The 20,117-nt window shown below is 33.5% G+C and carries 18 protein-coding genes; 8 read left to right on the forward strand and 10 right to left on the reverse strand.

Translation table 11 applies throughout. The annotated features are described in order from the left end of the window. Positions 1 to 3: 3 nt before the first annotated feature. Positions 4 to 1,686: a M23 family metallopeptidase gene (locus tag BSF42_RS05770; RefSeq protein ID WP_095952163.1), complete on the reverse strand. Its 1,683-nt coding sequence runs from the start codon at positions 1,684 to 1,686 to the stop codon at positions 4 to 6. Positions 1,687 to 1,866: 180 nt separating this feature from the next. Between BSF42_RS05770 and BSF42_RS05775 the strand changes: the two genes are divergently transcribed. The 3 genes from BSF42_RS05775 (at position 1,867) to rny (ending at position 4,224) form a co-directional block, all read left to right on the forward strand. After that, the gene (locus BSF42_RS05775; protein ID WP_095952164.1) at positions 1,867 to 2,157 is read left to right on the forward strand and encodes a hypothetical protein; all 291 of its coding nucleotides are present in this window, start codon (positions 1,867 to 1,869) and stop codon (positions 2,155 to 2,157) included. 4 nt (positions 2,158 to 2,161) lie between these two features. Beyond that, a complete protein-coding gene (locus BSF42_RS05780; protein ID WP_095952165.1) occupies positions 2,162 to 2,455 on the forward strand; it encodes a cell division protein ZapA in 294 nt (97 codons plus the stop codon). Between the two features lie 209 nt (positions 2,456 to 2,664). After that, on the forward strand, positions 2,665 to 4,224 hold the full coding sequence (gene rny, locus BSF42_RS05785) for a ribonuclease Y (RefSeq protein ID WP_095952166.1): 1,560 nt from the start codon (positions 2,665 to 2,667) through the stop codon (positions 4,222 to 4,224). Between the two features lie 75 nt (positions 4,225 to 4,299). Here the strand turns inward: rny and BSF42_RS05790 are convergent, their stop codons facing one another. The 5 genes from BSF42_RS05790 to BSF42_RS05810 all read right to left on the reverse strand — a co-directional run bounded on the left by BSF42_RS05790 (position 4,300) and on the right by BSF42_RS05810 (position 8,951). Further along, positions 4,300 to 5,820, reverse strand: a complete 1,521-nt coding sequence (locus BSF42_RS05790; RefSeq protein ID WP_095952167.1) for a PAS domain-containing protein — start codon at positions 5,818 to 5,820, stop codon at positions 4,300 to 4,302. Positions 5,821 to 5,972: 152 nt separating this feature from the next. Next, entirely contained in the window at positions 5,973 to 6,869 is an 897-nt protein-coding gene (gene xerD, locus BSF42_RS05795) for a site-specific tyrosine recombinase XerD (protein WP_095952430.1), read from the reverse strand. Positions 6,870 to 6,950: 81 nt separating this feature from the next. Further along, positions 6,951 to 7,472 (reverse strand): hypothetical protein, encoded by a 522-nt coding sequence (locus BSF42_RS05800; RefSeq protein WP_095952168.1) that lies wholly within the window; start codon positions 7,470 to 7,472, stop codon positions 6,951 to 6,953. A 140-nt stretch (positions 7,473 to 7,612) separates the two neighbouring features. Beyond that, positions 7,613 to 8,194: a porin family protein gene (locus BSF42_RS05805; protein ID WP_095952169.1), complete on the reverse strand. Its 582-nt coding sequence runs from the start codon at positions 8,192 to 8,194 to the stop codon at positions 7,613 to 7,615. 202 nt (positions 8,195 to 8,396) lie between these two features. Further along, the gene (locus tag BSF42_RS05810) at positions 8,397 to 8,951 is read right to left on the reverse strand and encodes an outer membrane beta-barrel protein (protein ID WP_095952170.1); all 555 of its coding nucleotides are present in this window, start codon (positions 8,949 to 8,951) and stop codon (positions 8,397 to 8,399) included. Between the two features lie 279 nt (positions 8,952 to 9,230). Here BSF42_RS05810 and BSF42_RS05815 point away from each other — a divergent pair, with 279 nt between their 5' ends. The 3 genes from BSF42_RS05815 (at position 9,231) to BSF42_RS05825 (ending at position 13,004) form a co-directional block, all read left to right on the forward strand. Next, positions 9,231 to 9,791 carry a porin family protein gene (locus BSF42_RS05815; protein ID WP_095952171.1) on the forward strand — a complete coding sequence of 187 codons (561 nt, stop codon included), beginning with the start codon at positions 9,231 to 9,233 and terminating at the stop codon, positions 9,789 to 9,791. Positions 9,792 to 9,941: 150 nt separating this feature from the next. Next, positions 9,942 to 10,355, forward strand: coding sequence for a type II 3-dehydroquinate dehydratase (aroQ, locus tag BSF42_RS05820; protein WP_095952172.1), 414 nt, complete (start codon positions 9,942 to 9,944; stop codon positions 10,353 to 10,355). A 159-nt stretch (positions 10,356 to 10,514) separates the two neighbouring features. Next, the gene (locus BSF42_RS05825; protein ID WP_095952173.1) at positions 10,515 to 13,004 is read left to right on the forward strand and encodes a DUF5686 and carboxypeptidase regulatory-like domain-containing protein; all 2,490 of its coding nucleotides are present in this window, start codon (positions 10,515 to 10,517) and stop codon (positions 13,002 to 13,004) included. Between the two features lie 225 nt (positions 13,005 to 13,229). Here BSF42_RS05825 and BSF42_RS05830 read toward each other — a convergent pair whose 3' ends face one another. The 4 genes from BSF42_RS05830 to BSF42_RS05845 form a co-directional block, all read right to left on the reverse strand. Further along, complete coding sequence (locus BSF42_RS05830; RefSeq protein WP_095952174.1) at positions 13,230 to 14,108, reverse strand: cation diffusion facilitator family transporter; 879 nt, start codon at positions 14,106 to 14,108, stop codon at positions 13,230 to 13,232. A gap of 65 nt (positions 14,109 to 14,173) precedes the next feature. Continuing rightward, entirely contained in the window at positions 14,174 to 15,487 is a 1,314-nt protein-coding gene (gene murA, locus BSF42_RS05835) for a UDP-N-acetylglucosamine 1-carboxyvinyltransferase (RefSeq protein ID WP_095952175.1), read from the reverse strand. A gap of 191 nt (positions 15,488 to 15,678) precedes the next feature. Beyond that, a complete protein-coding gene (locus tag BSF42_RS05840) occupies positions 15,679 to 16,404 on the reverse strand; it encodes a DUF4290 domain-containing protein (protein WP_095952176.1) in 726 nt (241 codons plus the stop codon). Between the two features lie 3 nt (positions 16,405 to 16,407). Then, entirely contained in the window at positions 16,408 to 16,704 is a 297-nt protein-coding gene (locus BSF42_RS05845; RefSeq protein ID WP_095952177.1) for a DUF493 family protein, read from the reverse strand. Positions 16,705 to 17,023: 319 nt separating this feature from the next. On the opposite strand from BSF42_RS05845, the gene BSF42_RS05850 reads away from it, so the two are divergent. Together BSF42_RS05850 and BSF42_RS05855 are read left to right on the forward strand one after the other, a co-directional pair. Continuing rightward, complete coding sequence (locus BSF42_RS05850; RefSeq protein ID WP_095952178.1) at positions 17,024 to 17,935, forward strand: S9 family peptidase; 912 nt, start codon at positions 17,024 to 17,026, stop codon at positions 17,933 to 17,935. A 1,597-nt stretch (positions 17,936 to 19,532) separates the two neighbouring features. Continuing rightward, positions 19,533 to 20,066, forward strand: a complete 534-nt coding sequence (locus BSF42_RS05855; RefSeq protein ID WP_095952179.1) for an AAA family ATPase — start codon at positions 19,533 to 19,535, stop codon at positions 20,064 to 20,066. The last annotated feature ends 51 nt before the right edge of the window (positions 20,067 to 20,117 follow it).

A 20,117-nucleotide genomic window follows, 5' to 3' on the forward strand; every position in this document is an offset into this window, starting at 1 on the left:
GTTTTATTTTTGTTGACTTCTAAAAAAATGAGTTTCAAAGATAGCAGTATTTCCTACATTGTCAACAACTTCTACTTTTAAAAAGTTTTCACCTTCCGTCAAATATTGATCATCAAAAGTGTGCGTGATTTTTCGCGTTTTATTTTCATACTCAAACAAAACCCAGCTTCCATTTAAGTAACCATTGTACGATTTTATTCCAGAAGAAGAATCGCCAATTGTAAGCTCAATTTTTTTCTGGTCACTAATCCATTTTCCTTCAACTGGTTTGGCCATTCTTATAACTGGAGCAATAGTATCTAATACTAAACCGTACTGCCCTAAAATTTTTGCTTTTGCTGTAAATACATCAGCTTTTCTAATTGTTCCGTTAAAACTTGTACCTTTTCCAATATAAAGTTTGTCACGTAAATTTTCAGGATACGAATCGTCTTTGATTGTTATGGTAAAATTAGAATGAACAGGAACGGTATCGTCATGAATGTAAATTTTCTTATTTCGAACATCAAAGTTCATATTAAAATCTTCATAGAAAGTTCCAGCAGGAATAAACACAGACATATTATCCTTTTCAAAATTAGAATCTTTATTATATCGCACAAAATAAGGACCCATAACTGGTTCAGCTTGCACAAGCGGTGTTGCAGTATCGTATTCAATTGGCACTGTAATCGAATTTAAATTACCAAAATAATCTGAAACTTCAATTCTGTAATTTGATGCCAAGTTTGGTTCTGGCGTGATAACTCCGTACTGAGAATCTGTTTTAATTATGCTTAAAGCGAAAGGCGTTTTCATAAAAAGTTTCTGAACTCTCTGACTTGTTTTTTTATACCTCGAATAATCTATAAAAGCATTGATATAACGCATTTCATCAAATGAGTACGTATTAAATTGATAATTATAGTTCGGATTTCCATTTAAAAAAGTCGAGACATTAAAAACACCATTTTTGTTATACGAAACATCATCTGTATCTACAGCGTTAATTCCGAAACCAATTTTACCGTTTGCTTTTACTTTTGATGCCAGATAAGTTCCATCTTTTTGCAGTGCCATGTTAAGCAACAAAGGCTGTTTAGACTGATTAACAGTTGCATTGTCCAGCGGATAAACATACAAACTTGACAAAGTCGGCTTTTTAGTATCTTTTATATTTTGGTCAAAGCCAAAGAAAATCGGATTGATTACAAATTCTGTTTTGCTGTCGCGAATTTCAAAATGAAGATGCGGCCCTTCTGAAGAACCTGTATTACCAGAAAGTCCGATAATTTGTCCCTTTGTAACTGGAAGTTCATCAGGCTTTAGAAACATTTCAATTTCATATGCTTTTTCTTTGTAATGTGTGTTTTTTACATAATCAAGAATTGTCCCCACCGGTGTTTGTAAATGCCCGTAAACAGACGTATATCCATTAGGATGCGTGATGTAAATACACTTCCCATTTCCGTAAGTTGAAATTTTAATTCTCGAAACATAACCATCAGCAATTGCATGAACACTTAGTCCTTCTCTCTGGTTTGTTTTTAAGTCAAAACCAGCATGAAAATGGTTCGGTCTCAACTCTCCGAAATTACCAGAAAGCTGCATTGGAATATCAAGCGGAGCACGAAAATAATCTTTAGGATATTGTGTTTGGGCAAATAGAAAATGACAGGATAAAAGGGCTAGTATAGATAATCTCATAAAAAAATATTTTTGCTAAAATAAAAAATTAACAGGTAAAAACCTAGAAAACAAACTTAATAACACAATATACTGAATTTCATTTATTTGTCTCTTTTTAATGTAAAAAATTCGATAAAAAATTGCATTAATAAAAAGGAATACTAACTTTGTAGGATTAAGTAATGAATAGGATGTATAATGAGTGTAATTGCAGAAATAATTGATACTCTTGAATATAAAGTCGAAAAGCTTTTTGAAAAATCAAAAGGTTTGGAGAAAAACAATCAAGCGCTACGATTAGAACTAGCCAAAGCTGCGCAAATTATCCAGAAACAATCTGAAGAAATTGAAGCTTTGAAAAAGCAAAATGAAACACTTAAGATAGCCAATTCGTTGCTTGGCAGCGACAATAACAAGAGAGAGACAAAGCTTAAAATAAATTCATTAATTCGCGAAATTGATTACTGTATAGCACAACTATCAGATTAGTAATATGGACGGAAAGCTTAAAATCAAAATATCAATTGCAGACCGCGTTTACCCGTTAACGGTTGAACCTGCTCAGGAAGAAGGACTAAGAAGTGCTTCTAAAAAAATTGATGCTATGATAAAGCAGTTCGAAGAAAATTACGCAGTTCGTGACAAACAAGATGTACTAGCGATGTGCGCATTGCAATTTGCATCGCAAGTAGAACAAAAACAAATTGATAACGCAATCGATGGAGAAGATACCATTGAACGAATTAAAAAATTAAATTTGCTTTTAGATCAATATCTCGAAAATTAAACGTTCTTTACAAGAAACTAAGATACTGCCTACATTAGTTCACAATTGGTAAACTCAACACTAACAATTTAGAATGAGCAAATCGTCGCTACTATAGTATGCCCAGCTTTGACCGGGAAACTTGAACAGTGAGTTAGCTCAAAACTTGTCTTTACGAGTTTATTCAAGCAATTAATGTAGGCTTTTTTTATATATAAACCCTAACAAACATGGACATCATAACGATCATTATTGGTATTGTAGGTATTGCAGCAGGATTCGCAATAGCTAAAATTATCGAGAAAAGTAATATTTCAAACCTAATCAAAAACGCTAAAAAAGAAGCGGCTTCAATTTTAAAAGACGCTAATTTAGAAGCCGAAAATATTAAAAAAGACAAAATTCTTCAAGCAAAAGAAAAATTCATTGAATTAAAATCAGAGCATGAACAAGTTATTTTAGCACGAGACAAAAAAGTAGCTGAAGTAGAAAAGCGTGTGCGCGATAAAGAATCACAAGTTTCAAATGAGCTTTCTAAAGCTAAAAAAGTAAATGATGATTTTGAAGCTAAAACAGCGGAATATCATAACAAAGTTGAAGTTTTAGACAAAAAACAAGCTGAAGTTGATAAACTTCACAAAAGTCAATTACAACAATTAGAAGTAATCTCTGGTCTTTCTGCTGAAGAAGCAAAAGAGCAATTAGTTGAAGGTTTAAAAGCTGAAGCTAAAACTAAAGCGATGTCTCATATTCAAGAAACAATTGAAGAGGCTAAACTTACAGCACAGCAAGAAGCTAAGAAAATTATCATCAACACTATTCAAAGAGTTGGTACAGAAGAAGCAGTAGAAAATTGCGTTTCTGTTTTCAACATTGAATCTGATGATGTAAAAGGAAGAATTATTGGTCGTGAAGGACGTAACATTAGAGCGCTTGAAGCTGCAACTGGAGTGGAAATCATTGTTGATGACACACCAGAAGCTATTATCCTTTCTTGTTTCGATCCTGTTCGTAGAGAAATTGCTCGTTTGTCTTTACACAAATTAGTAACTGACGGACGTATTCACCCTGCAAGAATTGAAGAAGTGGTTGCTAAAACTGCTAAACAAATCGACGACGAAATTATCGAAGTTGGAAAACGCACCGTAATCGACTTGGGAATTCACGGTTTACATCCAGAATTAATTAAAGTTGTAGGTAGAATGAAATACCGTTCTTCTTACGGACAAAACTTATTACAACACTCAAGAGAAGTTTCTAAACTTTGCGGTATCATGGCTGCAGAATTAGGGCTGAATGTAAAATTAGCTAAAAGAGCTGGTTTACTTCACGATATTGGTAAAGTGCCAGATACAGAAAGTGATTTACCACACGCGCTTTTAGGTATGCAGTGGGCTGAGAAATACGGCGAAAAAGAAGAAGTGTGCAACGCAATTGGAGCGCACCACGACGAGATCGAAATGAAATCATTGTTGTCTCCAATTATCCAAGTTTGTGATGCTATCTCTGGAGCAAGACCAGGCGCAAGACGTCAGGTTCTAGATTCTTACATCCAGCGTTTGAAAGATCTTGAAGATGTAGCGTACGGATTTAGCGGTGTAAAAAATGCCTATGCAATTCAAGCAGGTAGAGAACTTCGTGTAATTGTAGAAAGCGAAAAAGTTTCAGACGATAATGCAGCAAACTTATCTTTTGAAATTTCCCAAAAAATTCAAACAGAAATGACTTATCCTGGTCAAGTAAAAGTGACAGTTATTAGAGAAACTAGAGCTGTTAATATTGCTAAATAATCTAGGAGATTTTTTATAAAAAGAAAGGCTGTCGATCTATTTCGACAGCCTTTCTTTTTATAAAAAATCTAAGCTTTACATATCATTAAAAACAATTTTAAAGCTGGTTCCTACTCCTACTTCACTTTCTACCAAAACTGTTCCTTTCATCGCTTCAATTTGGTTTCTTGTAATATACAATCCAATTCCGCGGGCTTCTTCGTGTTTGTGAAAAGTTTTATACATTCCGAATAACAAATCTCCATAAACTTTTAGATCGATCCCCAGACCATTATCAGTTATCTTAAGCGACTTAAAACCTTCAGGTTCTATCGCAAAATCAAAAACAATCACAGGATCTCGATCCGGATGCGCATATTTTATTGCGTTTGTGGTAAAATTCAACAAAACGCTTTCCATATAGGCCGGATTAAAATTAATCGTTAGATATCTTGGAACATTGTTTACAATCGTAACGTTACGCTGTTTATCATACCCTTTAATCGTCGATATAGTTTTTTCGATATACTCACACAACTTCAACGGAACAACAGCGATATTGATATTGCTCTGCGTTTTTACAATCTGCGTCAGATTTGAAATTGTTTCATTTAAATCATTAGAAACTGTTCGCAGATGTTCCAGCATTTCTTCGACGGTCTGCTTATTCACGTCGGCATCAATAAAATCCAGAATCGATTTTATATTTCCCGCCTGAGTATTTAAATTATGCGAAACGATATGCGAAAAATTCAACAAACGACTGTTTTGATCGCTGTACAATTTCATCGTTTTTAAAAGCTCCAATTCCTTTTCTTTTTGAGCAGAAACATCCGTATGCGTACCAATTACGCGTAGAGGTTTTCCGTTTTCATCACGTTTAATTACTTTCCCACGGTCCAAAATCCATTTGTAATTACCGCTCGATGTCATTACACGATGGTAATTTTCGTAGTATGGAATTTTATTATCAAAATGTTCCTGAATATCAGAGTAATATTTTGGAAGATCGTCAGGATGCACAATTTTATCCCAACGTTCTGGATCATCAAAAATATCAGAAGATTCTAATTCTAAAATCTTAAGGGAAAGCGACGAATAAAAAACACTATTTGTTACCATATCCCAATCCCAGACACCAGCAGTAGAAGCATCAAGAGCAAATTGGAAACGTTCTTCAGATATTCTAAGTTTTTCTTCTTTGTCTTTTAATTCTGTTATATCCGCAACGTGGCCGTAAAAAACCACTTTACCTCCTAAAGTCGATTCCGTTTTTGAAGTAATTCTAAACCAGCGAGTTCCTCTTTTAGGAAGAACCGCTCTAAATTCAATTTCCCACGGCTTAACTTTTCTTTTAGCTTCGACTAGAGAATGAAAAAACCGCTCACGATCATTTGGCACTATTCGGTCGAAAATTATAAACTTTATATCATTAGTAAAATCTGCCGCAGAAAGCTCAAATATTTCATCTGCTGATTTACTTACAAGTGGAAATGAATAATTATTATCTGCATCAATAATAAATTGAAAAAGCACGTCAGGCATTTCGGCCAACAATTTTTTATAAAAATTATTTACCTCTAAGCAATCGTCATTTCCATATAAATCAAAAACCATATAACACCTTTTTATGTAAATAAAACATTCGTAACATTTATTCTAAAAAAATAAAATAAAATCACAAATTAATTCTTTTTTGTTTTTATTAAAACAAAAATTTAACACAATATATTAATTTTTACGAGAAGATAAACGCAAGAATGATAAAATTATTTTCTTGGATGAAAACTATGCATTACTTCTTTTAAAAAACTGCGATCTAAATGCACATAAATTTCCGTTGTTGTAATAGATTCGTGACCTAACATTAATTGAATTGATCTTAAATCTGCACCGTTTTCTAACAAGTGAGTTGCAAAAGAATGACGCAGGGTATGCGGACTTATATTCTTTTTTAACCCAACTTTTTGCGCCAGATCTTTGATGATCGTAAAAACCATTGCTCTCGTTAAATAATTCCCTCTTCTATTTAAAAACAAAGTATCTTCGGCACCTTTTTTAATATTCAAATTAGAGCGAATGGCATTTTTATAAATATCAATATATTTTTGGGTTAATGGGCCAATGGGAACAAATCGCTCTTTGTTTCCTTTTCCAGTTATTTTAATAAAACCTTCATCAAAAAACAAATCGGAAATTTTGAGCGAAACCAATTCAGAAACCCGAAGTCCGCAGCCGTATAAAGTTTCAAGCATTGCCCTGTTTCTTTCGCCTTCATTTGTACTTAAATCTATTGCTTCTATGAGATTATCTATTTCTTCAAGCGAAAGTGTATCAGGTAATTTACGTCCCGTTTTGGGCGCTTCAATTAATTCCAGCGGATTATCGTTTCTATAATCTTCAAAAACCAAATAATTAAAAAAGCTTTTTAAACCAGAAATAATCCTTGCCTGAGATCTTGGATTAACTTCTTTTGCTACTGCATAAATAAATTGCTGTAAGGTTTCGTCCGAAATTTTAATTGGAGAAATGTCAATTTGATTGGCTTCTAAGAACAAACATAAACGCTCAATGTCAAAACCATAATTTTCAATAGTATTTTTAGACAATCCTCTTTCTATCCTCAAATACGCTTGATAATCTTTTATATATCTACTCCAATTCATATTCACAAAGTAAGTCATTTTTCTGTATAAAAAAACCTTCTCAAAATAAAGAAGGTTAATACATTTCTAAAAATTAGAGTTTTAGAATTTATAATTAAATCCTATGTTTAAAGATGAAAGACTGCCGCTATCACTAATTCTTTTATAAGCCGCATATAACTCAATTTTGTCGTTTTGGTAACCAAACTTTGGTTGAACTAAAATACCTCCTCCAGTATCCGTTGCGCCAACACCGTCAGCTCCTAAAAAAATTGCGTAACCTAAATCAATACCAGCAAATAAATTATCTGTTATTGAATATTGCGCTGTACCTGCAACTGGTATAAATCCAGCATCTTTTACTTTAATATCATAGGAATTAACACCATCAAAGAATTCATTCTTTTTACCAGAATATAGCGTATAACCAGTGGTTGCACCAGCACTAAATTTATCTCCTAAGTTCCAAAGATAAGCAGCATCAACGCCAAAGTTAACTGAAAATACATTTGAAGCATCTCCTATTGGCAAACCCGCATGTGCACCAATTTTAAAATGTCCATCTTGAGCGTTTGCAGTTGAAAATGCAATAATTCCAATAAATGCTAAAATAATTTTTTTCATGTTTTGAGTGGTATTTAAAATGTTTTTGCCAAATATAAAAATATACTTACGAAAAAAAAAATTAATTTAACAATAAAAAAGCCATAAAAAAACCTTCCCTAATAAGGAAGGCTATATGATATTATCTTTTAAAAAGAATTTTAGAATTTGTATGCTAAAGATATGGCAAGGTTACTATTTTTAGCACTATCATAATAATCATCTGCATTATCAACATCTTCATCGGTTAAAGGAGATAAACCAATAGTATATCGAAGACCTACTGAAAGATTATCTGTAAAATTATATCCAGCTCCAATGTTAAAACCAAAATCTACCGATCTTGTAAAATCTTTAATATCATTATCTTCTGCTTTAGCAGATAATAAAACTCCTAATTGAGGACCCGCTTCTACACTAAATTTATTATCTACAATATAGTACTTTGCAAGTACAGGGATATTCAAATAATTTAATTTAAAATCAACATCTCCTCCGAAACCTCCATCCACTTTTGCTCCTTGAGTCGAAAACAAAAGCTCAGGCTGAATAAAAAACTTCTCTACAATATTAATTTCAGCAAAGCCTCCAACATGAAAACCGACTAAAGTTTTAGTATCTTCAACATCTCCTCCAACTATTGTTGAAAGGTTAAGACCTCCTTTTATTCCAAATCTTGTTTGTTGTGCATTTGCAAAACCAAATGCCATTACCGCTATAGCAGTTAAAATAATTTTCTTCATACTATTTGTTTTGGGTTAAATTTTAATTAATCAAATATAAAAATATTCTTCATAAAAAATGATTTGGAATTTAACAAAGAAAATAGTAATATATATAAATTATTATTAGAGACTTTAATTTTTTTAAATTTATTAATATAAAACAAAAAATTCTTCCTCATTATGAGGAAGACTTTTAAAAAAACTAACTAAATTTTTTTATTTAGAATTTGTAGATAACTCCAAAGCTAACATCTCTTAAATCAGTACCAAGACCAAATCTATTAGTTTTATCAGCTCCGTCTCCGCCGTTATTATTTACACTATATCCTAGACCAGCCCAAGTAGCTTCAATAGCAAAATGGTTAGATAAGAAATAGCTTAAACCTAATCCTACATTTACACCCAGTTCATTTGATTTAAAATCTCCAGTTTTGTAGTTGGTAAAATCTAATCCAGCTTGACCATAAACTGAAAATTGAGAAGCAGGTGTAAAGTAGTATCTGCCGAAAGCACCAACTGTAAATGCATTTTCTTTTACATCATCCACTTTACTTGAACCAAAACCTAATTTTGCTCCAAGAGCAACATTTTCAGAAACAAAATAACCTACACTTGGAACAAGCGTAAAATCATTTGATTTAGCATCACCTGTTTTTTCTGTCCCTACATTAAAGGCTCCAGAAATAAATGTATCACCTTTAGAGAATCCTGTTGTTTGTGCATTAGCAGCGCTAAATCCCATTACTGCAATAGCAGCTAAAATAATTTTTTTCATGATTTACATTTTTAATTACAAGGCAAAACTAAGATTAGACCTACAAATAAGTGTCCACTAAAAGTTTAAAAAGTATTAAAATAAGACAGAAAAAAACGACTAAAAATAAATCTGATAATCAGCATTATAAAAGAAAAACCTATACATTTTGATACTAAAAAACATGTTTGAGTGGGAATTTTATTAATTATTTAATCCAAATTATAAGGCAATAAAATGCTAAATATGTAGTTTTGACTTTTAAATAACATTTAAATACCAAATTTTAAAAAACATTTTATGAAAAAAATAATTGTAGCCGCTGTATTGTTCCTAGCAACATCAGCAACGATGAATGCACAATTTGTACAAATTGGGGTTAAAGCAGGTGTTAACTTTGCTAACCAAACAGGAGGTTCTGATTTTAATGGAATTTCAGTTGACAAAGAAGGTATTACAAGTTACCATGCAGGTCTTGTAGCAGAACTTAAATTATTAGAAAAATTTTCAATCCAGCCAGAGCTTTTGTATACTACTCAAGGTGCAACTTATAAAAATGCTCTTACGGAATTTAAAAACGAAATGGGTTATATCGCTATTCCAGTAATGGCAAAAATTTACATGACTAAATCACTTAGTTTAGAACTTGGTCCACAAGCTTCATTCCTTGTAAGTAATAAAAAGGAATTTGATGCTGCTGATCCAAAAACATTTGACTTCTCTCTTAATGCAGGTTTAGGATTAAAAGTTGTTGGAGGTCTTTTTGTTCAAGCTCGTTACGGAATAGGTTTGACAGAAGTTTCAAAAGAAGCTGACTTTAAAAACTCTGTATTCCAACTTTCTGCTGGATACATGTTCTAAAAGAATATCACATACTTTTACAAAAACCGCTCTATTTATTAGTGCGGTTTTTTTATTTTTACACAGTTCTATGGCAATTGCAAAAATCAATTTCAATGGCAATGTCAAAAATCAATGAAAATTATACTACCTCAACATAAATAATTAAACATGAAAATCTGCATTATCAACGGACCCAATTTGAATCTTTTAGGAAAACGCGAACCAGAAGTTTACGGAAGCCAGACTTTTGAAGATTATTATGAAACGTTGAAAGAGAAATTTCCAAACATCGAACTTTCATATTATCAAAGTAATATTGAAGGCGAACTAATTGGAAAAATCCAGGAAGTTGGATTTTCATATGATGGAATCATTTTGAATGCGGGCGCTTATACCCACACTTCAATTGGTTTAGGCGATGCGATGAAAGCAGTCACAACACCAGTTATAGAGGTTCATATTTCTAACACTTATGCACGCGAAAGTTTTAGACATCAATCGTATTTATCTGGAAATGCTAAAGGCGTTATTTTAGGATTTGGACTAAAAAGTTACGAATTGGCGATTCAGTCGTTTTTATAAGTTTCGACTAAATATGATCTGAACCCTGTCTGCTGCGGGAGAGGCGCTTCGACTGCACTCAGCATGACAGCGTAAAGGACATTGCCTTTCTTTAATTTAACAAATTATTAATAGGCTCGCTTTTAAGTTCTTTTATTTTTGTAAGGGAAAACCACTTACATGAAAAACTTTACGCTATTTGCTTTTTTAATTTTTTCAATTTCCAATTTTGCACAAATCAAAGGCACTGTAACCGATGAAAAGGGAAATCTGCTTCCTTTTGTTTCCATTTTTGAAGATGGAACTTATAGAGGAACTACTTCAAATGAGCAGGGAAAATATCAGCTTCAAGTAAAAGAAATTGGTAAAAACCAAATTGTCTTTCAGTACTTAGGTTTTAAAACGCAGAAAATCTCAGTTTCGGCAGATTCACAAACCATAACTTTGGATGTAAAAATGCAGGAAGAAAGTTTCTCCTTAAATGAAGTAGTGATTGATCCCAAAAACAATCCTGCAAATGCCATTATTAAAAATGCTATTGCAAACAAAAAAGACAACTCCGACAAAACTGGTCGTTACACAGCCGATTTTTATTCAAAGGGAATGTTTAAGGTAAAAGATCTTCCTAAAAAGATCCTCGGCCAAAAAGTAGATCTTGGTGCTGATATGGCATCGAATTTAGATTCTACAGGAACAGGGATTTTATACTTATCTGAAACCGTTTCTAAAATCACTTTTGAAAAACCTGCCAAGTTAAAAGAGAAAATTATTGCCTCAAAAATCTCAGGAAACAACAGAGGTTACAGTTACAACACTGCCGCTTTATCTACTTATGATTTTTATGATAATGCGTTAGACTTTGATGTTAAAATGATTTCTCCAATTGCAGATAATGCTTTTAGTTACTATAAATATAAACTGGAAGGCACATTTTATGATGATAATAAACAACAGATTTATAAAATAAAAGTCATTCCAAAACGTGATAAAGAACCCGTTTTTGAAGGTTACATCTATATTGTAGACGATAGCTTTGCCATTTATGCCATAGATTTAGACATAAAAGGCTACCGAATGAAAAATGAATTTACGGAGGCAATGTCTTTAACGCAAAGTTATAGTTATAATAAAAAGAATAAAATTTGGTCTAAAAATGCGCAGACGCTTTCTTTTACTGCGGGTATTTTTGGAATAAAGTTCTCTGGAAATTTTAATTACGTGTACTCTAATTATGAATTTCCTTCTTCATTTGAAAAGAAGACTTTTGGAAATGAAATTGTTTCTTTTGAACCAAATGCCAATAAAAAAGATGATGCGTTTTGGAACGAAATCCGCCCAATTCCTTTGACAATAGAGGAAAGTAATGATTATAATAAAAAAGACAGCCTGCAGACTGTTCGAACTTCCAAAAAATATACTGATTCTATTGATGCTAAAAACAACAAGTTTAAAGTTTGGGATATTTTAATGGGCTATGATTATAAGAATACATTCAAAAAATATTCATTTAATTATCAAGGTTTATTGAATATCGCCTCTTTAAGTTTCAATACCGTACAGGGATTTAATTTGGATTCTGGTTTTTCATTTAAAACAGAAAATGAAGAGAAAGGAAAAACAACTAGTATTGGAACGACTTTTAATTATGGTTTTTCAGATGAACGTTTTAGAGTTACGGGACAATTTACCCATAAATTCAATACAATAAATTTTGCTACAATTGTCATTTCAGGAGGAACAAAAGTAGCACAGTTTAATAGCGCTGAACCTATTACTAAATTGGTCAACTCTGTAAGTTCTTTATTTTTTAAGGATAATTATATGAAGTTGTATAATTTAGAATATGCTCAAATCAATTATTCACAAGATGTTTTAAATGGCGTTAATTTGTTCGCAAAAGTGGCTTATGAGCAGCGAAAACCTCTTTTTAATACAACTGATTATTCTTTCTTTAAAAGAGATGATTTGTATTCTTCTAATAATCCGCTTGCTCCGGATGATTTTACAACAGCTCCATTTGAACAGCATTATTTATTTAAAGCCGGAATCAATGCCCGAATTAACTTTGGAAACAAATACATTTCGAGACCTGACGGAAGATATAATTTTAAAGACGATAGATATCCAACTATAATTTTAGGTTTTGAAAAAGCATTTGCTGGAAGCGAAAAGAAATATGAATTTGAGAGAATTGGAGCTTCTGTGCAATACGATTTACAACTTGGAAACAAAGGTACGCTGGGAACCAATTTCAGAGCGGGAAAATTCTTCAATGCTGAAAATATTGCTTTTATAGATTACAGACATTTTAACGGAAACCAAACTCATATTGGTACAAGCGGTCGTTATTTAAATGTTTTCAATTTGATGCCCTATTATGCCAACAGTACAAATGACAGTTATTTTGAGATGCATTTGGAACATAACGACACTGGGTTTATTATGAATAAAATTCCGTTGTTGAATCTTTTGAAATCTACTATGAATATCGGATTTCATTCGCTGGCAATCCCCGACCGAAAACCGTATACTGAATTTACTGTTGGCTTGGATAATTTAGGTTTTGGTAAATTTAAGCTATTCAGAGTCGATTATATACATTCTTATCAAGGAGGCACTCAACAAAATGGAGTTGTTTTTGGGTTGAAAATTTTAAATGCGTTGGATTAGACCTAAGTTTCTGAGAGACTAAGGTTCTAATATTCTAAGGAAATAATTGAATGGTTCTCGACTTAGCGCGAACTGACAAAATGTAACATAAAAAACCGTTTACTCTATTTAAAGAATAAACGGTTTTTAAATTAATCTTTGTCAAAGTTTAAACTTTGACAAAGAGATATATCACAAAGTAAAACCTTAGAATCTTAGCAACTTAGAACTTAGCATCTCAAAGACTTAGCAATGATAATCATCTGGTTCGATATGAATCAAAACATTCCCTAATTGAGGAATTAGTTCTTTTAAAGTGTCTTGCAGTTTATGGGATAAATCATGTCCTTCTTTTACCGAAATTTTAGCCGAAACAATTGCATGAAGATCTACATGATAACGCATTCCAGCTTTTCTAATAAAACATTTTTCGGTTCCAAGAATTCCCGGCACCGTTAATGATTTTACTCGAATTTCTTCCACTAAGTCATCATTCAGGTTTTCATCCATGATTTCGCCCAGTGCAGGTCGGAAAATTTTATAGCTGTTATACAGAATAAAAAATGCGGCAAAAAGTGCGGCCCAGTCATCTGCTGACTCGTAGCCTTTTCCCATAATCAAGGCAATCGAAATTCCGATAAACGCTGCAACAGAAGTTATCGCATCACTTCTATGATGCCACGCATCTGCCGCTAAAGCTGAACTATTAGTCTGCTTACTGCGTTTCATTACCAATCGAAACGAATATTCTTTCCAGATAATAATTGCACCTAAAACATACAAAGTCCAAGATTTTGGCAAATTGTGCGAAGTTCCAATATTGGCAATACTTTCGTATCCAATAATTGTTGCTGAAGTAATTAAAAAACCAACGACCAAAAACGTAATCAAAGGTTCTGCACGGCCGTGGCCATAAGGGTGATTTTCATCAGCAGGTTTATTCGAATACTTTATTCCGAATAAGACCAGACAAGACGAAAATATATCCGTCGTAGATTCGATCGCATCTGCAATCAGGGCGTATGAATTGCCAAAAAAACCTGCGAGACCTTTTACAAGGGCCAGGCAGGTATTTCCAGCTATACTAAATATAGTAGCTTTTATAGCTTTTTGTTCATTTGTCATTTAGACTGTTTTTTTCGCCGGGAATTCACGAATTATAAAAATCAATGAATTAACGGCTAACTTATTTAAGCTCTCACGATTTTTGCACCGATTGCTCTTAAACGCTCGTCGATACGCTCGTATCCACGATCGATTTGTTCGATATTTTGAATTGTACTTGTTCCTTTTGCAGAAAGCGCTGCGATCAACAATGAAATTCCCGCACGAATATCTGGAGAAGACATTGTTGTTGCTTTCAATTGAGATTCGAAATTATGTCCCATAACCACAGCTCTGTGCGGATCACATAACATAATTTTTGCTCCCATATCGATCAATTTATCCACGAAGAACAAACGGCTTTCGAACATTTTTTGGTGAATCAAAACATCGCCTTTTGCTTGCGTTGCCACAACCAAAACGATACTCAATAAGTCAGGTGTAAAACCTGGCCAAGGTGCATCGGCAATAGTTAAGATCGAACCATCGATATCTGTTTTTACTTCGTAACCATCTTTATGAGCCGGAATGTAAATATCGTCGCCGCGTTTTTCAATTGTAATACCTAATTTCCTAAATGTATTCGGAATCAAACCTAAATTCTCCCAGCTTACATTTTTGATCGTGATTTCGCTTTTTGTCATAGCCGCAAGACCAATCCAAGAACCAATTTCGATCATATCAGGCAAAATCGTGTGCTCACAACCTCCAAGGCTTTCAACACCTTCGATAGTCAATAAGTTAGATCCAACTCCTGTGATTTTTGCTCCCATAGAGTTCAACATTTTACATAATTGTTGTAAATATGGTTCGCAGGCAGCGTTGTAAACCGTTGTTGTTCCTTTTGCTAAAACAGCAGCCATTACAATATTTGCTGTTCCAGTTACAGAAGCTTCGTCAAGAAGCATATCTGTTCCTTGTAATCCCTCTTCTGGAGATTCAACTCCGTAAAAGTGATCTTCTCTGTTATATCTGAATTTTGCTCCAAGGTTAATGAAACCTTCAAAGTGCGTATCTAATCTGCGACGCCCAATTTTATCTCCTCCCGGTTTCGGGATATATCCTTTTCCGAAACGAGCTAAAAGCGGTCCAACAATCATAATAGAACCACGAAGTGCTCCACCTTCTTTTTTGAAAGCTTCTGTTTCTAAATATCCAACATTAACCTCATCGGCCTGAAACGTAATCGAACCCGGTTCATTGCGTTGAATTTTCACTCCTAAATTACCCAACAAAGTGATTAATTTGTTGATGTCAATAATATCGGGAATATTATTAATTTTTACTTTATCCCCCGTTAGAAGCACGGCACATAAAATTTGTAATGCCTCGTTTTTTGCTCCTTGCGGAGTGATTTCTCCTTTTAAAGGAATTCCTCCTTCGATTTTAAAAATTCCCATAGATTTTTTTTAAGGTTCTAAGGTTCTGAGATTCTGAGGTTCTAAGGTTAAGCTAAAATCTTAGCATCTTAGTTACTTAGGATCTTAGCAACTTCTTCTATTTTTGATTGTTATTTTTAGGTTATAAAGCTCTGCTTTTTGAGATTCCAAAAGTCTTAGCCTCTTAGTCCCTTAGCCTCTTAGCTCCTTCTTTACTTCTGATTATTATTTTTCTGGAACGTCTTTTTCTGACCTCCTTTGTTGTTGTTTTTGTTGTTGTTTTGAATTTTTGGCTGTCCGACAACTGCTGTTTTATTAGACATACGTTTATTGGTACGCATTAAATCCGTTGTGTTTAACAGCTCTTCTGTACTGTGAAGTAAATTTATTTTCCCTCCAGACAATTCAAATAAATGTTCAAAAATCACATCGTCTTTTACAGTGTCTTTGTTCCAGCTCAGGAAAGATTTTTTCATGTGGTTGGCAATCACCATAACCAATGCAGTTTTCATTTCTCCATCATCCCATTTATTGGCAACATCAATCATATATTTGATGTTATTCCCATAAAATCTGTATTTTGGAAAGTTCTGCGGATATTGCAAAACATCTGGCTTTAACTCCAAAACTTCTCTTGACGGAATTGGATATGGGGATTCTACATTCAATTTAAAATCAGACATTATGAAAAGCTGATCCCAAAGTTTATGCTGAAAATCTGGCACATCACGCAAATGCGGATTTAAGCTTCCCATAACCTGAATGATGTATTTCGCCGCTTTGTTACGTGCTTCATCATCTTCTATTGCGGTAGCCTGATCGATCAATTTTTGTAAATGACGACCATATTCCGGAATAATCAAACGCTGTCTTTCAGAATTGTATTCTAAGTTAAAAACAACGTCATTTGCGACTTCTTTTTTATATTTTTCGACCATAAGTTATAATGAAACTATACCTTCTATTGTAGAAACTTCTTTGTATTTACTAATCACATCATCTGAACTGTTCATAGTAACATCTACAGAAACGCTGGTAAATTTACCCGTTTTAGATTTTGTTGTTTTAATAACCGCTCCCATGCTGTCAAAAGCTTTTTCGACACGCTCTACATTATCGGCTACAGATGGCACAATAAATTTATACAAATATTCTGCTGGCCAAGTGTTTGCGTTATCTAGCTCGACTTTTAATCTTTCGTAAAATTCGGCGGTATTCTTTTCTTTATCGTTCTCCATTCGTAATTAAAAATAAACGCAAATATACGGTTTTGATTTTAGACTTTTGAGTTTAGATTTTAGATTTTTTTTGGACTTAAAACTTTGTTTTAAAGAGACAAAGTTACAATCCCGTCCCGATGCTTCGGGATCAAGGACAAAGGTGCAGAGAAAAATTTAATACAGGATTATTTCATTGTAAATTTTACGCTTATATTTGAGAAAATAATCTGCAGAAATCTCTCGGAAAGCTGCAGAGACGCAAAGTTTTTTTTATTAATTAAGCTTTTAAGAAATTACTTTGCGTCTCTGCTACTTTGCGAGATTAAAAAATAGTACAATGAAAAAACTTCTTTTACTTTTTATCGTTCTTACACTAAATTCACTTCAAGCGCAAGAAGTTAAAACGCTGACTTATTTCCAAAACGACACCTTAAAGCTGGATTTAGATTTATACCTGCCGAAGAAAAAAGCGGGTGAAAAAATCCCTTTAATTCTATTTGCTTTTGGCGGCGGATTTTCTGGCGGTGAACGTACAAGCGAAAAAGACTTCGGGAAATTTATGGCGCAAAACGGTTATGCAGTAGCCAGTATTTCATACAGTTTATATATGAAAGGAAAAGATTTTGGATGTGGCGGCATTTTAACTGAAAAAATAAAAGCAATTCAGATTGGCGTGAGTGATATGTGGCAGGCAACTTCGTATTTAATCGAAAACGCAGCTAAATATAACCTTGACACTTCAAAATTCTTTATTTCTGGAATCAGTGCTGGAGCGGAAATTGGTTTTCACGCTTCTTTCTGGGATTATAAATTGATGAATTTATACAAAAGTAATTTACCTGAAAATTTCAAATACAAAGGTTTTATTGGCGGTTCTGGTGCGATTCAGGATATTAATTTGATTACGAAAGAAAAAGCAATTCCGATGTTGTTGGCACACGGAAGCAATGACGATACAGTTCCTTACAATGCAGGTTCGCATCGCTCCTGCCCAACAAATGCTTCTGGCTGGCTGATTTTATTTGGTTCTTATGCAGTTTACAATCACATGAACGCCTTACATAAAGATATTGAACTGATTACTTTTTGCGGCGGCGGACATGAATTCTCAGGTTATCTTTTTCACGAAGGACAACAATATGTTTTAGATTTTGTAAATGATGTTTTGAAAGGAAAGAAATTTGAATCGCATTTGATAATTCCTTCTAAAAATGGAAAAGGTTCTGGAGGATATTTGTTTTGTGAGTAGTTAATTTGGCTAAAGCCGAAATCTAGATTTCATTAAATCCGTTGGTTAAAACCAACGGCAATTCAAAATTACAATTTGACTTCCTGCAAGGCTTCCAAAACCTTGTAGGTATTTATTTTTTACCCATCTTGAGAAAAAGCTTCAGAGAAGCGAAATATTTATAGAGAATTCAATTTTCAGATATCAAAAGCTCCAACGGAGCGACAACATTTCACCCCGATGGGGTTTTATATTTAGGTGCCTAAAATTTCCTATAAATATTTCGTCGCGATGGGACTATAAACTTGAATTTGTTTTGGAGAAAGTGTAGCATTGGGCTAAAACTGAATCTAAAAATCATTAAAATCCGTTGGTTAAAACCAACGGCAATTCAAAATTACAATTTGGCTTCCTGCAAGGTTTCCAAAACCTTGTAGGTATTTATCTTTACCCATCTTGAGAAAAAGCTTCGGAAAAGCAAAATATTTATAGAGAATTCAATTTTCAGATATCAAAAGCTCCAGCGGAGCGACAACATTTTACCCCGATAGGGTTTTATATTTAGGTGCCTAAAATTTCCTATAAATATTTCGTCCCGATGGGACTATAAACTTGAATTTGTTTTGGAGAAAGTGTAGCATTGGGCTAAAACTGAATCTAAAAATCATTAAAATCCGTTGGTTAAAACCAACGGCAATTCAAAATTACAATTTGGCTTCCTGCAAGGTTTCCAAAACCTTGTAGGTATTTATTTTTACCCATCTTGAGAAAAAGCTTCGGAGAAGCAAAATATTTATAGAGAATTCAATTTTCAGATATCAAAAGCTCAAGAGGAGCGACAACATTTCACCCCGATGGGGTTTTATATTTATATGCATAAAATTTTCTATAAACATTTCGTCCCGATGGGACTATAAACTTGAATTTGTTTTGGAGAAAGTGTAGCATTGAGCTAAAGCTGAATCTAAAAATCATTCAAAACGTTGGTTAAATCCAATAGCAATTAAAAATATCAGTCAGCTTCCTGCAAGGTTTCCAAAACCTTGTAGGTATTTATTTTCTACCCTTTTTAACAAAAAGCTTCGGAGAAGCGAAATATTTATAGAGAATTCAATTTTCAGATATCAAAAGCTCCAGCGGAGCGACATATAAATTACACAAACGTTTCACCCCGCTGGGGTTTTATATTTGGGGTGTAAAATTTTCTATAAACATTTCGTCCCGATGGGACTTTTAATAAAACGATTGAAACCGCTAATTATTCAATAAAAAATATTTAGACCTCAACTCCTTCAAGGTTTCCAAAACCTTGTAGGTATTTCATGATTGCGTGATTTACAGCTTTAGATTAGCTTAAACTAAAGATACCTAGAAGGTTTTGGAAACCTTGCAGGAAAGGTAACATTAAAATTTTTCCAAAAACAAAACCAATATTTCCCTCTTAGCCCTGATTGAGGCGGTATCCTTTTTTGGTCTCGTTTTTTTCTAACGAGACCAAAAAAGATTGAGCCGAAAGCAGGAACCATTTATCCTAAAAATGCCAAATCTTTCGCTTCTAGTAAATATTCTTTTTAATTACGAATAAGTTTAGGTAAATTTGCGCTTTATTTTTAGAATAGTGCAAAAAGAAATTATAGTCTTGCTTGGCGGACCTGGTACTGGAAAATCGACTCTTATTAACGAATTGGTAGCTCGTGGCTTTTGCTGCTATCCTGAAATCTCTAGACAGGTAACCATGAAAGCGCAGCAGGAAGGTATTGAACAACTGTTTTTGGAACAGCCTCTTTTGTTTAGCGAAATGCTTTTGGAAGGGCGTATTGAACAATATCAAAATGCTCTCGAAGAACCTGATAATGTGGTTTTTATCGACAGAGGAATTCCTGATGTTGTGGCTTATATGGATTATATTGGCGACGAATATCCGGAGCGTTTTACAAAGGCGTGCGAAGATTATAAATACTCTAAAACTTTTATTCTGCCGCCGTGGGAAGAGATTTACCAAAGCGATACGGAGCGTTATGAAAATTTTGAGCAGGCAGTTAAAATTCAGGAACATCTAATTGAAACGTATAAAAAATACGGTTACAAATTGATTGAAGTTCCAAAAGATACGGTAGAAAACAGAATTCTTTATATCTTAGATAAAATTTAGCGACGAGTTTAAAGTTGTGAGACTAGAACTGTTTTCTGAATTTTTAACTTT

This window comes from Flavobacterium sp. ACN6 (assembly GCF_002304005.1).
Taxonomy (GTDB): Bacteria; Bacteroidota; Bacteroidia; order Flavobacteriales; family Flavobacteriaceae; genus Flavobacterium.